General features: G+C 42.4%; 15 protein-coding genes and 2 pseudogenes. 1 reads left to right on the top strand and 16 read right to left on the bottom strand.

Annotation, left to right across the window (positions count from 1 at the left end; genetic code table 11):
- Nucleotides 1-17: 17 nt before the first annotated feature.
- From pstB to truB (EL081_RS03940), 14 genes and pseudogenes are all read right to left on the bottom strand, one after another.
- Entirely contained in the window at nucleotides 18-821 is an 804-nt protein-coding gene (gene pstB, locus EL081_RS04000; RefSeq protein WP_048689960.1) for a phosphate ABC transporter ATP-binding protein PstB, read from the bottom strand.
- Nucleotides 822-832: 11 nt separating this feature from the next.
- The gene (gene pstA, locus EL081_RS03995; RefSeq protein ID WP_061563816.1) at nucleotides 833-1,717 is read right to left on the bottom strand and encodes a phosphate ABC transporter permease PstA; all 885 of its coding nucleotides are present in this window, start codon (nucleotides 1,715-1,717) and stop codon (nucleotides 833-835) included.
- The gene (pstC, locus tag EL081_RS03990; RefSeq protein ID WP_006596571.1) at nucleotides 1,707-2,618 is read right to left on the bottom strand and encodes a phosphate ABC transporter permease subunit PstC; all 912 of its coding nucleotides are present in this window, start codon (nucleotides 2,616-2,618) and stop codon (nucleotides 1,707-1,709) included. The genes pstA and pstC overlap by 11 nt, the downstream gene beginning before the upstream one ends.
- A gap of 17 nt (nucleotides 2,619-2,635) precedes the next feature.
- Nucleotides 2,636-3,502 (bottom strand): phosphate ABC transporter substrate-binding protein PstS family protein, encoded by an 867-nt coding sequence (locus tag EL081_RS03985; protein WP_126404056.1) that lies wholly within the window; start codon nucleotides 3,500-3,502, stop codon nucleotides 2,636-2,638.
- Nucleotides 3,503-3,631: 129 nt separating this feature from the next.
- The gene (locus EL081_RS03980) at nucleotides 3,632-4,936 is read right to left on the bottom strand and encodes an RsmF rRNA methyltransferase first C-terminal domain-containing protein (RefSeq protein ID WP_126404055.1); all 1,305 of its coding nucleotides are present in this window, start codon (nucleotides 4,934-4,936) and stop codon (nucleotides 3,632-3,634) included.
- Nucleotides 4,933-5,706: an inositol monophosphatase family protein gene (locus EL081_RS03975; RefSeq protein WP_126404054.1), complete on the bottom strand. Its 774-nt coding sequence runs from the start codon at nucleotides 5,704-5,706 to the stop codon at nucleotides 4,933-4,935. Before EL081_RS03975 ends, EL081_RS03980 begins: the two co-directional genes overlap by 4 nt.
- Nucleotides 5,696-5,974, bottom strand: coding sequence for a UPF0223 family protein (locus tag EL081_RS03970; RefSeq protein ID WP_048689976.1), 279 nt, complete (start codon nucleotides 5,972-5,974; stop codon nucleotides 5,696-5,698). Before EL081_RS03970 ends, EL081_RS03975 begins: the two co-directional genes overlap by 11 nt.
- A 1-nt stretch (nucleotide 5,975) precedes the next feature.
- Nucleotides 5,976-6,377 carry a Spx/MgsR family RNA polymerase-binding regulatory protein gene (locus EL081_RS03965; protein ID WP_040803090.1) on the bottom strand — a complete coding sequence of 134 codons (402 nt, stop codon included), beginning with the start codon at nucleotides 6,375-6,377 and terminating at the stop codon, nucleotides 5,976-5,978.
- Between the two features lie 127 nt (nucleotides 6,378-6,504).
- A complete protein-coding gene (locus tag EL081_RS03960; protein ID WP_126404053.1) occupies nucleotides 6,505-7,422 on the bottom strand; it encodes a bifunctional riboflavin kinase/FAD synthetase in 918 nt (305 codons plus the stop codon).
- 4 nt (nucleotides 7,423-7,426) lie between these two features.
- Entirely contained in the window at nucleotides 7,427-8,323 is an 897-nt protein-coding gene (gene truB / locus EL081_RS03955) for a tRNA pseudouridine(55) synthase TruB (protein ID WP_126404052.1), read from the bottom strand.
- 164 nt (nucleotides 8,324-8,487) lie between these two features.
- Nucleotides 8,488-9,249, bottom strand: coding sequence for a hypothetical protein (locus tag EL081_RS03950; protein ID WP_126404051.1), 762 nt, complete (start codon nucleotides 9,247-9,249; stop codon nucleotides 8,488-8,490).
- Nucleotides 9,250-9,293: 44 nt separating this feature from the next.
- Nucleotides 9,294-9,407, bottom strand: coding sequence for a DUF4176 domain-containing protein (locus EL081_RS10040; RefSeq protein ID WP_223363364.1), 114 nt, complete (start codon nucleotides 9,405-9,407; stop codon nucleotides 9,294-9,296).
- Nucleotides 9,407-9,847 (bottom strand): annotated as a pseudogene (locus EL081_RS03945) (hypothetical protein); the annotation flags it as partial. The gene EL081_RS10040 and the pseudogene EL081_RS03945, both read right to left, overlap by 1 nt.
- Before the next feature lie 2 nt (nucleotides 9,848-9,849).
- Nucleotides 9,850-10,097: pseudogene (gene truB / locus EL081_RS03940) on the bottom strand (tRNA pseudouridine(55) synthase TruB); the annotation flags it as partial.
- A gap of 588 nt (nucleotides 10,098-10,685) precedes the next feature.
- Between truB (EL081_RS03940) and EL081_RS03935 the strand changes: the two are divergent.
- On the top strand, nucleotides 10,686-12,002 hold the full coding sequence (locus EL081_RS03935; RefSeq protein ID WP_126404050.1) for an FAD-containing oxidoreductase: 1,317 nt from the start codon (nucleotides 10,686-10,688) through the stop codon (nucleotides 12,000-12,002).
- Nucleotides 12,003-12,035: 33 nt separating this feature from the next.
- Here the strand turns inward: EL081_RS03935 and EL081_RS03930 are convergent, their stop codons facing one another.
- Both EL081_RS03930 and EL081_RS03925 read right to left on the bottom strand, forming a co-directional pair.
- A complete protein-coding gene (locus EL081_RS03930) occupies nucleotides 12,036-12,836 on the bottom strand; it encodes an alpha/beta fold hydrolase (protein WP_126404049.1) in 801 nt (266 codons plus the stop codon).
- A gap of 3 nt (nucleotides 12,837-12,839) precedes the next feature.
- A complete protein-coding gene (locus EL081_RS03925; RefSeq protein ID WP_126404048.1) occupies nucleotides 12,840-14,114 on the bottom strand; it encodes a DUF2130 domain-containing protein in 1,275 nt (424 codons plus the stop codon).
- Nucleotides 14,115-14,410: the final 296 nt, after the last annotated feature.

The raw sequence follows: 14,410 nt of genomic DNA, 5'->3' as shown, positions 1-14,410 counted from the left end.
TTCTATGTTACCAAATCCTATCCAAAGTGACCAGATACATAATCGTTGGTTGATTGTAGTTTTGCATTTTGGAAAATGTTGGCTGTTTTATCATACTCAATCAAATCGCCTAGATAAAAGAATCCTGTATAATCACTAGCACGAGCAGCCTGTTGCATACTGTGGGTCACGATGATAATAGTGTAATCCTTCTTCAACTCCAGCATGGTTTCTTCCAACTGGGCTGTTGCGATAGGATCTAAGGCTGAAGCCGGCTCATCCATGAGCAAAATCTCTGGTTTGACGGAGATGGCACGGGCAATACAAAGGCGTTGCTGTTGACCTCCTGAGAGCGTCAAAGCAGACTTGTGCAAGTCATCCTTAACCTGATCCCAGAGGGCTGCTTGCTTCAAGGATTTTTCTACGATTTCGTCCAAGACCTTCTTGTCTTTGACTCCTGCACGTTCGTGAGGGAAGGTAATATTGCGGTAGATGGACTTGGCAAAGGGATTTGGTCGTTGGAAGACCATCCCGATATGTTTTCTCATTTCATAGACATTGATATCAGGACGGTTGACGTCGATCCCTTCATACCAGATCTCACCAGTCACACGCGCAATATCAATGGTATCGTTCATCCGGTTCAAACTTCTAAGATAGGTGGACTTTCCAGATCCAGAAGGACCAATCAAAGCTGTGATTTTATTCTTCTCAAACTGCATATCCACGCCCTTGATGGATTCATTTGAACCATAGTAGACATGCAAGTCTTTGGTCGAAAGGACCACTTTTTCTTCAGGAAAAGTAATGATATGTTTCTCATCCCAATTGTACTTTGACATTTCTTCTCCTTTTATGCTGAGGTTAATTTCTTATGGAGGTAAGTACCGAGCTTACGCGCTCCAAAGTTGAAAATCAAAATGAAGATCAACAAAACTGCTGCAGATCCAGCGGATACTTCAATAGCATCTGGAATGGTTCCTTCACTATTGACCTTCCAAATGTGGACTGCTAGTGTTTCTGCTTGACGGAAAATAGAGATCGGACTGGTCACACTAAAGAGGTTCCAGTTACTCCAATCCAAGGCTGGGGCAGACTGACCGGCTGTATAAATCAAGGCCGCTGCTTCCCCAAAAATCCGTCCAGAAGCTAGTACAACACCCGTAATGATACTTGGTAAAGCTTCCGGTACCACCACGTGAATCACGGTTTCCCAACGAGAAATCCCAAGCGCAAGTCCTGCCTCTCTTTGTGTATGGTGGACGTTTTGCAAACTATCTTCAATGTTCCGCGTCATCTGTGGCAGGTTAAAGACCGTCAAGGCCAAGGCTCCAGAAATAATCGAGAAGCCATATTGGAACTGCACTACAAAGACCAAGTAGCCAAAGAGACCGACTACGACCGATGGGAGAGAAGACAAGATCTCAATACAGGTCCGAACCAAGTTGGTCAATGGGCCCTTCTTGGCATACTCTGACAAGTAGATCCCTGCCCCCAAAGAAAGTGGGAAGGAAATAATCAAGGTAATGACTAAGAGGAAGAAGGAATTATAGAGCTGAATCCCAATCCCTCCACCTGCTTGGTAAGAAGAGGATTTGCTGGTCAAGAAGGTCCAAGACACATGCGGTAACCCTCTAACCAGGATATAGAGAATCAAAGAGGCAAGAATCGTAACAATAATTCCAGCAATAGCATAGAGAATTCCTGTTGCTATCTTATCTATTTTTTTAGCGTGCATAGTTCTTCTTACCTCTTTCTTTCGTGATCAATTTGATAACGCTGTTGAATGCCAAACTCATCAGCAAGAGCACCAAGGCAAGTGACCAGAGAACGTTGTTGTTAACTGTTCCCATAACGGTATTTCCGATACCCATAGTCAAAATAGAGGTTAAGGTGGAAGCTGGAGTCGTTAAAGATGTTGGAACAACCGCTGAGTTTCCGACTACCATCTGAATAGCCAAGGCTTCACCAAAAGCACGCGCCATTCCAAAGACAACTGCCGTAAAAATACCGGAGCGAGCAGCCTTTAAGGTGACATGCCAGATGGTTTGCCAACGAGTCGCTCCCATAGCCATACTCGCTTCCCGATAGTGACGAGGTACTGCCCGTAAGCTGTCTGTTGTCATAAAGGTCACAGTTGGAAGAATCATGACAAAGAGGACAAAGACCCCTGACAAGATTCCAAACCCTGTCCCACCAAAGATGGAACGAACAAATGGAACCACCACTTGCAAACCAATAAATCCGTAAACAACAGAAGGGATCCCTACCAACAACTCAATGGCTGGTTGTAAGAGACGAGCTCCCTTTGGAGAAACCTCTGTCATAAAGACTGCCGCACCGATGGCAAAAGGCGTCGCCACCAAGGCAGACAAAAGGGTTACAATGAAGGAACCCAAGATCATTGGCAAAGCCCCAAATTCTTTCCCTGACGGATTCCAAGTGGATCCAAAAAGGAAACTAAAGACATTAACCTTGTTGACAAAGAAGGTCGATAATCCCTTTTGGGCTACAAAAATCAAAATCAAAGCTACAACAAAGACAATCAAACTCATACAGCAGAAAGTAATGGTTTTACCAAATTTTTCCAAACGAGAATTATTGGACTTTGCGAGCATTTTTTTTGCTACTTCGTTCATGTTTTACCTAATTCTTCTTATTTCTTCGTAATGTTACCGTCAAGATCACGGCTGACTTTCATATCATTGATTGGGATATAGCCCATCTTACCAACGATTTCCTGCTGGACCTCATCTGTCATCATATAATCCAAGAATTTCTTTGCCAGTTTACTTGGCTCACCCTTGGTATACATGTGTTCATAGGACCAAATTGGCCAGTTATTATTCACTACGTTTTCCTTAGTTGGTTCATAGCCATTTAACTTCATGGTTTTGACACTATCATCCACGTAGGTAAAGGCCAGATAAGAAATGGCACCTGGAGTCTGGGAAACAATGTTCTTCACCATTCCGTTGGAATCCTGTTCCTGAGCCTGTTTAGGGTCTTTGCCGTCCATGATGATGTCATCGAATACAGCACGGCTACCAGATCCTACTGCCCGGTTCACAATGGTAATTTCCAAGTCCTCACCACCCAATTGCTTCCAGTTGGTATATTCACCAGTAAAAATCTTACGCAATTGTTCAGTAGTTAAATCGTCTACGGAAATCCCCTTGTTCGCAATGATGGCTGTTCCTGCTACTGCTACTTGATGATCCACCAAGCTAGAAGCATCGATGCCATCTTTTTCCTCTGCAAAAAGGTCACTATTTCCAATGTCGACAGCTCCTGATTGGACCTGAGAAAGACCTGTACCAGATCCACCCCCTTGGACATTAACAATCTTACCGGGATGCTCTTCAATATAACGATCTACCACCCCTTCAACGAGCGGTTGTAGGGCTGTTGATCCAACAGCTGTAATCGCTTCTCCACGGTCAATCCAAGACGCACAGGCAGAAAGAGAAGCTGCAAGTGCTACTGTTGCTAGCCCAAGGACTAGCTTTTTGCATTTATTCAATGTAAGTCTCCTTGAATCATAATCAAATATCGTTTAAATCTTATCTCTAAACACTTGTTATCTTCTAGTATTCTAGCAAGAATCACTCTATTTCCACTATAACATAGAAAGACGGCATTTCCTAATAATTTATCTAAATCTCAAACCTTTAGGAAAGAAATTTTTTAAGGTCCGTCCAGTCACTTTTGCAAAACCTAAACCATTGCCTCCAGCCAGGACCTGATACCAACCATTTGGGTAGTCTTGATCTAGCTGAATAGTCTCTCCAGCCACGTACTTCATAAAGTCTGGATCCGACAAGCTGACCGATTTCTTCACTTGATCTGGTTTCAGAGCTAGGCCCAAAGCAAAGCTAGGTTCAAAGCGATTTTTCTTAAAGGTTCCAAGGTGCAATCCATTGCGAGCAATCTTGACCTTTTTTAAATCAGGGAGACCAACAGGTAAGAGATAAAGCTGATCTCCAAAACACTGGTAGAGACCCTCTAAATCAATGGCTAAACAGTCCTTGGCAAAAGCTTGCCACAGTTTCTTCTGCTCAGCCGTTAGATTGGAACGTCCTTCCTTGATCTTCTTAACTTCAGGCTCTCCCCGATAAAGGAATTTAGCAACAAATTGCCCTTCCCCTTTGAAACGATGGGGATACATCCGGGCTGTTTCAGGATAGCCGATCCCCTCTACCATGCCATTGATTTTTTCAATCGGTAGCAATTCCAACTCATATTCTTCTAAGAGCCAAGAGATAATCTCTTCATTCTCTTCCGGTGCCCAGGTACAGGTCGAATAAACTAGCTGTCCACCTGGTGCCAACATCTTGATAGCATCTGTTAAAATTTCTCTTTGAAGACCAGCACATTGAGCTGGATAATCTGGGTGCCAGTAGTCCATGGCATCTGGCTGCTTCCGGAACATTCCTTCACCAGAACACGGAGCATCCAAAACAATCAGATCAAAATAGGCTGGAAAAACCTTTGCCAAGCGCTCAGCTGATTCATTGGTCACCACGACGTTACGAGCCCCAAAACGTTCGACATTCTCGACCAAAATCTTGGAGCGACCCTTGTGAATTTCATTAGAAACGAGAAGTCCTTGATCGTCTAAATAAGAAAGCAAGTGGGTCGTCTTCCCGCCAGGGGCTGCCGCAAGATCCAAGACCTTCATACCCGGACTTGGATGCGCAACTTGGGCTACCATTTGAGCAGCAGGTTCTTGTGAGTAGACCAGTCCAGTGACATGGGCAATGGATTTTCCCGACACCTTACCATAGTAACTCCAAGGCATACCTGGAATAGGCTCATTACCTCTGATTTGCTCCGCCTTTAACGGATTGGTTCGATAGGCAGATACGGCCGGCTCGTCAAAGGTTTGAAAGAAAGCCTCGGCCTCCTCTCCAAGTAATTGGGTATACTTTTCTTTAAATCCTTGAGGAAAGGTCATGCGTCTTTTCCTTTCGTCAAAAAAGGTTGAATCTCATCTAGTTTACAAGTTGGGACCATCATGATAGGCTCCAAGGTCTCATAGTTAGGTTCTTTCCCTTCCAAGGTCAAGACTGAGTATCCGAGGCACTCGCCCATAATAGCTGCAGCGGCATAATCCCAAGGCCAGATATAGCTAAAGTAGCCTAACATGCCACCAGATAGAATCTTGGTAAAGCTGATACCAGCGCTCCCGTAGACCCGAATTCCCAAGCACTCTGCTCCCAGATCAGCCATACCCCAGGCGTTGGACTTGAGCATGCCGACATTAGAAGCCACTAATAAGTCCCCAAGAGGCCGATTTTGAAAGGGTTTCAGTTCTTTGTCATTGCAAAAGACTCCAGAATCCTTTCCACCAAAAAAGAGATGGTCGCGCATGACATCATAGATCAAGCCAAACTGGCCAAGACCTTCTTCAAAATAGGCAACCATAACAGCAAAATCTTCTTTTTGGGTCACAAAATTATTGGTCCCATCAATGGGATCAATGACCCAGACCTTACCGGAACGAATAGGTGCACGAAGGTCATCCTCTTCCGCAAAAATGTGGTCTTCTGGATAGGCTTCTAAAATCTTGCCAACCAGGGTTGCTTGCACTTCTTGGTCCATCTGAGTCACCAAATCCGTCGGATTTGTTTTGACTGTAATTGCTAGCTGGTCATGTAAGTGTTCTCTTAGATAGCTTCCTGCTTCTTTGACAATGGTCTTAGCAAATTCTAATTTATTGATCAATCGAAAACCATCCTTCCCCTTTTTCTTTCGCGGCTTTGGTTGCGCGGTAAAGTGAGTAGCCGCTGACCTCTTCAAACTCCTTGCCCAGACGCTTTTCTTCGCCAATACTTGGGACAACTTTCTTAAAGGCCTTATAGGCTTCTAGGTAGATACGAGCATCTGCCTTTTGTTCATAGGCTTGTTCAACCTGATTAAAAAAAGAAAGCACCGAAGCAAGCTCTTCAGTGCTCCACGATAAATCGAGTGGGTAACTATAATTCTTATTCATATTAATGGATCTCCGCTCTTAATGTAGCAGATCTTAACTCTTCCTTACGATATCCTCGAGGGAGAAATGCGCGAATTTCATCCTCATTAAAACCGATTTGCATCCGTTTCTTGTCTAGAATAATTGGTCGACGCAAAAGACTAGGATTTTCCTCAATCAACTTGATTAAAGCAGAAATCGATAAATCCTCTACATCAACATTTAACTTCTGAAAAATTTTAGAACGAGTTGAAATAATATCGTCTGTACCGTTCTCAGTTAGAGCTAAAATATTACGCAACTCCTCAGTTGTTAGAGGACTCGTCATAATATTGTGTTCCTTAAAAGGAACCTCATGTTTTTCTAACCAAGCCCGGGCCTTCCGACAGGATGTACAACTCGGAGACAAAAATAATGTAATCATGTTCTTCTCTTCTTTTTTTGGACACACTTAGCTGACTCTATTATACAAAATTATTCCGTGCTTGCATAGTGATTTTTTAATTTAGACAAAGAAAATTCTCCCCTTAAGGGAGAATTTCTAACAAAAATTAATTTGTCCATTGACGAGCCAAAATCTCATCCTGGCGTAGTTGCTCTACAAGAGCTTCTACACTGTCAAATTTGACCATTTCTCGAATCTTGTCTAACCAAAAAATCCGAATGGTGTGCCCATAAATATCTTTTGAAAAATCAAAGATATTGGCTTCAAAGCGAAGCTCCGTCCCATCAAAGGTGGAGTTTTTCCCTACAGAAGCCATCCCACGGTGACGTTTCCCCAGCACTTCTACTTCGACGACATAAACACCATCCTGAGGGAGATGGGTGCGATCGATAGGCGCCAGATTGGCTGTTGGAAAACCAATGGTACGACCCCGTGCATCACCATGGACTACGATACCACGGCTGGATAAGGGATAGCCTAAAAGATCAGCTGCTTCTTTCACTTGGCCTGATGCAATGGCCTGCCGAATACGAGTTGAGCTGATTTTTTCGCCCTGGTCTAGGACAGGTGGAACCACTATGACTTGGCCTTTAAAATAGGTTTCCAAATCACTAGCTACTTTCTTGTCGCTACCAAAGCTATAATCAAAGCCTGCCACTAAGACACGCGCTCGAAGTCTTGTTAGGTAGGTAGCAACGAATTCTTCAGCTGTATGAGCCGCAAAATCACTGGTAAAATCAATGAGATAAAGATCATCGACTCCAAGTTCTTCCATTCGTTTAAAACGCTCCTCTGGATTTTGGAGGTGGAGGAGTAATTCTGGTTGGTAACGGGCAAAAGCCAATTTTGGAGATTCTGGAAAGGTCAAAACAGCTACTCGAAGTCCTTGCTCATCGGCAATGGTGCGAGCTGTCCGAAAGAGCTCCTGATGCCCACGATGAAGACCGTCAAAATAGCCCAAGACAAGAACGGCATCTGCTTGAGCTTTTATTTCTTTTTCACTAGTTACATAACAAATGTTCATAAATTTATTGTAACACACTTTCTGTCAGAAAAACCTTGCGAGGTTTGTAAAGTTCTTCCCTTTTTTCTAAAATGGCTATCAATTTCTCTTGGTAAAAAGCAGCTAACTCTCTGGCTTCGCTCTCAACTGGAATAAAGCGTCCCACTTGGACTTCGCCGACCTCTTCTACTGTCAGCTCCACTTTTTCCAGATCCCCGGTTCCAATCTCAAGTGGGTGAAGGAAGCTCAAATCTCCTTGACTTACCTTTTCAGCCACTTCTTCCAGGGTTAGGGCATCTTCTAATGACAAACCAGCGGCACTGGTTCTAGTCAAATGAGACATATGGGCTGCATAACCCAACTTTTGACCAAGGTCCACCGACAAGGTCCGGATATAGGTCCCCTTGCTGCATTTGACCCGGAAGCGAAAACGGGCCAGGCCTTCCTCGTAGCCAATATCACTGGTACGCGTAAAGTCATAAATGGTCACTTGCCGCACAGGCCGTTCCACTTCTTCACCTGCACGCGCATATTCATAGAGCTTGCGACCATTGACTTTGACAGCCGAGTACATTGGTGGGATTTGAGTGATAGGACCAGTCAAACTCGCAATCGCTTCATCAACAAGCTTTTCATCCAGCGGAGACAAAACAGGAGTCTCTGCGACAACTTCCCCACTAGCATCCTCGGTCGTCGTTGAATAGCCAAGAGTGATTTCCCCCTCGTAGACCTTGCCCTCATCCTGCATAAACTCTACCATGCGCGTAGCTTTACCAACTGCAATAGGTAAAACGCCAACCACATCAGGATCCAAGGTCCCACCATGGCCAATCTTCTTAGTCCCTAAAATCTTACGCAATTTAAAAACCGCATCATGCGAAGTCATGCCTGCTTCTTTTTTTAAGTTGATAATACCGTTCATGTTTGCTTTCTGATTTCCTTTCTCATCATGTGGTTAATAAAATTTTTTTCATTCGTTCCAGTATCATTTAAACCATCCTCTCATGCCTTTAATTAGGCTATTGGCACCTTTTTAATATTTCTTTTAATGTAGTATCAATAATAAATCAATAGGTAAATACCCTACTATTCACCTCTGTCTCTCCAATTCTTTAAGATAGTATAAATATAATGTATTAGTAATCCTACTAAAAATGCGAACAAAGGGCGTAATGATACCAAGCTTACACCCACAACAAGGAAGGCTGATAAAAAATAAATGATAAACGCCTCTAACTTAGAAGGTCTTCTCTCCTCTGGAAGCATATCTAAATGTTCCTTCGTTATAGCTGAGCGATCATCGAATTGATAAAAGAAACGATATCTTGCAGATAAAGAATCAATATCTAAAAAGTCATATCCCCTAATATAATCAATTACGTAAAACATCAGTAAATTGTCAATTTCGTCAATATTTTCAGTATAGAGAGAAAAGTTTCTCTTTCCAGCAATTGCAATATTACTTGCAGCATTAACGGCAATCGGAATGCCATCTTTTGTGACAGGTGAAATATCTCCTTTGCTACCTGAACCTACACTCGTCATTTCATAGTTATTTAAATTAAATTGAAAAACTCCATGCCAGTATGCTTGTTCCCATAAATGTTCAAATCTTTTTTCTTCATAATAAATCAAATCCTTATTTAACCCTCTTGCGACTATTCTTTTCTTCTTAGAAATGAATTCTGATACTTTCAAGACTAGAATTTCTACATCTTTTGCATATAGACGATAACCTTCATCTTCTTGAACGATTTCAATTCTTTCAGTCCAATGTTCATCATCAGGTAATTTTGACTCAAGGATAAATCCTTCTGAGTTTCCACGTAATTTTAATTGTATTTCCATGTTTTACCCCCCTATTAATAAGCCCAATCCAAATGGTCCTAGTTTCACTTTTGCCTCTGCTTTTTAGTATCTGGACAATGATTAACAATCATGACAGGCTCCACACCTTCTCTCACCCGAACAACACTCCCAATCGGTAAAGCTCTACGTTCCGACATCAGTTTTCTCCTTCTAAATATTTCTGCGCTTCCTGAACATAAAATAGTTCTGGATTTTCATGGGCGATGCTTTCAAACAAACTACGAGCACGAGCTTCATCTCCTATTAATTGGGCATTGAGAGCTCCGTAATAAGAGAACATGATTCGAGCTAGATTACTTTCTGATTCGGCAGTGTCGAAGTAGTCGTTCACTTCTTGATTAAACACGATATCTTTTATGGCTTGAGCAACGAGTTTTGCCTTACCATCTTTCGAATCTGGCGCCTTGGACAATTGTTCCTCAAAGAAAGCAATATCTTGTGCATCTTGAAGATGAATGCAAACTTTTAATAGCTCAAAGCTTGATATTAGAAATGTATCGTCTCTTAATCTACCCCAAATTTTTTTCAAATTATACTTGGACATATTTTCCATGGCAGATTGAAAGTCTCCTTTTAACCCCCACTGGCATCTTCCGTCGTGGTAGAAAATCCCAAAGTGATTTCTCCCACGTAGATTTTACCCTCATCCTGCATAAATTCAACCATCCGGGTCGCTTTTCCTACGGCAATCGGAGCACTCCCACCACATCCGGCTCCAGAGTCCCTCCATTGCCAATCTTCTTAGTTCCTAAGATTTTCCGCAGTTTAAAGACCACATCATGTGAAGTCATCCCTGCTTCTTTTTTTAGATTGATAATTCCGTCTATTAGAATTGCTCTTTCTATCTCATGTGTGACCACCCTAGTCACCGACCCTTTATTATACCATGAAAATTAAATACATTCTATCAGTTACCAATTAAGTGCGGATAGTTGATTTTACTATATTTTAGGTACTGTCAGATAATGCTCAAACGAATAAAAACGTAGTCAATTACGTAGTCACTCGATTGCCGTTATAACAGAAAATAGAAAAGGCTGAATAAACAACCTTTTTATTTTTTATCTAGCCAATTTGAACCTTACTTACTGTTTCTATACTTAAATCTTCAAATCGCTTCTTTCCGGACCGTAGCCAGGTAATGGCTTTTGGTAAATATTTCATTTCTTTGATCGATATGATATAATCATGGTAGGTCTAAGGGGCTTTCGCCCCAACCTACCAGAGCCTTACTTGAACCGCTTTGCTTTGCGTGGCTTGCGTTCTTTTGGCTCTTTTTTTAATTTTTTACAGTAAAAAACGAGACTTCTTGTCCCTCTTTCCCACTTCCCATGAGCTTCAAAAAAATCCCGTAGCAGATTTCAGACTTTTTAAAATGGGTTTGATACAATAGAAAGCGAAAGAAGGTGTAACATATGTTAATGTATGATGTTATTGTTATTGGATTTGGTAAAGCTGGTAAAACACTTGCAGCGAAATTATCAAGCCAAGGAAAAAAAGTTGCTCTGATTGAAAAGAGCAAGTCTATGTATGGTGGTACTTGTATCAATATCGCTTGTATTCCAACTAAGACCTTGATCGTCGCAGCAGAAAAAGGCTTGAATTTTGAACAAGCTATGAGCGAAAAAAATGCGGTCACTACTCGTCTCAACGGCAAGAACTACGCAACTATTGCTGGAACTGGTGTAGACATTATCGACGCGACTGCTCGATTCGTTTCCAACAAGGTCATTGAAATTCAAGCTGGAGATGAAAAGGAAGAATTGACTGCTGAAACCATTATTATTAATACTGGTGCGGTGCCAACTATCCTTCCAATCCCAGGACTGGCTGAAAGCAAGTTTGCAGTGGATTCAACCGGTATTCAACGTTTGGAAAATCTACCTAAACGCCTGGGCGTCCTTGGTGGTGGACCAATCGGATTGGAATTTGCCCACCTCTACAATACCTTGGGTAGCCAAGTAACAGTACTGGATGCTTCTGAAGCGTTCTTGCCACGGATTGAGCCAAGCATTGCAGCTCTTGCAAAAGGCTACCTTGAAAAAGATGGTATTCAATTCTTGCAAGGCGTTCATACCCAAGAAATCAAAGATGGTGAAGCTAGCTTAACCCTTGTAACCGATAAGGGAGACTTCGAGTTTGATATTCTTCTCTACGCAACAGGACGTAAACCAAATACAGCTGGTCTTGGTCTTGAGAACACAGATATCCAAGTTACTGATCGTGGAGCGATTCAAGTCAACCGTCATTTGGAAACCAGCGTCCCTGGTGTCTTTGCAGTTGGGGATGTCAATGGTGGGCCTCAGTTCACCTATATGTCCCTCGATGACTTCCGCATCGTCTTCAACTACCTTACAGGAGATGGTAGCTACAATCTCGAAACACGCGGAAACTATGCGACAACACTCTTCATTGCTCCTCCATTGGCCCAAGTCGGCTTGACTGAGCAAGAAGCACGTGACAAAGGACTTCCAGTGGCTGTCAAAGAATTGCCAGTTGCTGCCATGCCACGTGGCCATGTCAATGCAGACCTTCGAGGTGCCTTCAAAGCTGTGGTCAATCCAGAAACCAAAGAAATCCTTGGAGCAACTCTCTTTGGAGAAGCTGCAGGCGAACTCATCAACCTGATCACCATGGCCATGGACAACAAGATTCCTTATACTTACATCGCAAAACAAATCTTTACCCACCCAACCATGGCAGAAAACTTAAACGATCTCTTTGCGATTTAACTAACATAAAAAAGCTGGAAAATTCCAGCTTTTTTAGTTTAAGAATCCACAGACAGCCTCTTGAAATACTTTATTCTCTTCATACAGAGCATGCCCAGAATGCTTTAGAATAAGGAGCTGACAACCCGAAATCGCTTTTGCCAGTTCCTTGGATCCATTCACACCGATCACATCATCTTCAAGTGCACCAAGGACAAAGGTCGGACAATGAATGTCCTTTAAGATCTCAAGGCTATTGTGAGTAAGGCAAGACTGAGATTGAATGGCAATTCGTTTCTTATCCTTAATTCGTCCCAAGCGACCCATAATATTATAAAGCAACCGCCACTTTTGATAGCTCTTTTGAGTGTAGGAGTGTTGTGCAATATCCAGCATGAGATGCTTAAAATTTCCAGATTGACTGAGTTTTTTCCAATGCTCAATTCGTTCTCTAGCAAGTTGACTAGGCTTCGCTGTTGTCACAGCTAGTATGAGCCTTTGAACCCTTTCTGGAAAATCTACAGCTAGCCATTGAGCAATCATTCCACCTTGTGAAATCCCCATAACATAAGCATCTTCTAGATTTAGTGTCTCCATTGCTTCTGCTACATCTGCTGCCATATCCCGTGTTGTATAGCCCTGCCTCAACTCATTGATTCGAGAAAAAACATAAATTTTGTAACGTTTGGCAAGTATACGGTATGTGATTGAAAAAGGCATAGCCATACCTTTAACCGTCTGTAGTCCATCACCCAATCCTGGTATAATCACCAGAGGTTGATTTCCTTTTCCAAATGTCACATAGTCCATGGTTTTCCCATTTATGGACAAGGTAGCGTTCTTAGCTGAATACAAAAATTATTCCCCCTTCAAGGCATCAAACTTTGCTTTCATAGTTGGATTCTTCCGAGTCAATTTCTTAACGGAGACATCGTCCAACTTATTGTTTGCGAGGCGGAGTTGGTTTTCTGATGTAGTCAGAAATTTCTTGACCTCTTCCATCCGTTTGATGGCCTTGTCGATTTCATCAATAGCCTTGCCGAAGTTGACAGAGGCTGAATTGTAGTTCTTAGCAAAGGCAACCTTGAAGGCGTCTAGGTCTTCTTCAAAGTGGGTAATGTCAATATTTTGCTCACGGATAAGTGCTAGTTCTTGCTTGTATTTAAGAGAGTTAAGAGCCGCATTACGCAAGAGCCCAATCAGTTGGATAAAGAACTGAGGACGCACCACATACATCTTCTCATACTCGTGGCTAACATCGACAATCCCTGTGTTGAAGTAATCGTTATCAGCTTCAAGCATACTTACCAAAACAGCATACTCACAGTTCTTTTCTCGACGGTCCTTATCCAACTCCTTGTAAAAGTCTGCATTCTTATGCTTTTTCTCAGTTCCATCCGCTTCATTTTTCATCTCAAACATGATGGAAATGAATTCCAGCCCATTTTCATCAAAGTCACGGAAGATAAAGTCCCCTTTAGACCCACGTGCAGAGACCTTGTTGTCCTTTTCAAAATAGGCATTAGGGAAGGCAAAGCTACGAACCTTGTTAAACTCACTCTCCGCATACTGCTCCAGACTTTCCCCAATGGCCTTGGTTGATTGTTGGGCCTTGAAATTTTTGTAAAACTCAACTTGCTCATTAGCCGCCTTAAGCTGGGCCTCATAGTTTTGTTTCACCGAAGTCAGAGAAAGCTCGTTTTCTTTTTCTTGTAAAAGGAGCTGATTTTTGACCTGATCTCTTTCTTTCTCTAGATTAGACAGTGTCTTTTGCAGTTGGTTTTCATGCTCCAAGCGCAAGGTCGCCAGCTGATTCTCAAGTTGTTGAACTTCTTTTTCTTTCTCTAGCAGACTTTGGCTAGCCGTTTGCTCCACCTCTTTTTTGGCCAATTCTTTTTCGGTATCAAACTGTTGAATCTGGTTCTGTAACTGGGCAATTTCTTGGTCCTTCTTTGCTAACTTCTCTTGCTGTTCATTAAGGGCCTTTTGCTCAGCTAAAGCCAACTCTTGCCGAATCCGCTCATGAATTTCCTTGTCAAACTCAGCTGTCCGTACCTGTGACAAGAGTTCGCTGTATTGACTTTCGTTGACTGTAAAGACTTCCCCACAGTTGGGGCACTTGATTTCGTTCATAGCATGCCTCTTTCTCTATTCTTAGTATATTATATCATGCCACCTGTAAAATCAAAACCAGCAAACGAGGCTTGCTGGTTTTAAGTAAATATTCATTTTTTTATAGAGACTTTCCTTAAGTGAGGACGGACGGTAGCGACTCCCTTTGGGATTCCATACCTTAGATTTGAGCCTTCCGTCTCAAATCTACCGAGCACCAGAAACCAATGCGTTTCTGGTGCTTTCCTCACGGCGAAAAGTCTCAATCTATTTTGAACTAGTTCCAAAATATCCTTTTTCAATAGTCTCATTCAGTA

Origin of the sequence: Streptococcus viridans, from assembly GCF_900636365.1 — a bacterium.
GTDB classification, from domain to species: domain Bacteria; phylum Bacillota; class Bacilli; order Lactobacillales; family Streptococcaceae; genus Streptococcus; species Streptococcus viridans_A.
The sequence above is the reverse complement of the archived record's forward strand: the minus strand, read 5'-3'. Positions and strand labels throughout refer to the sequence as shown.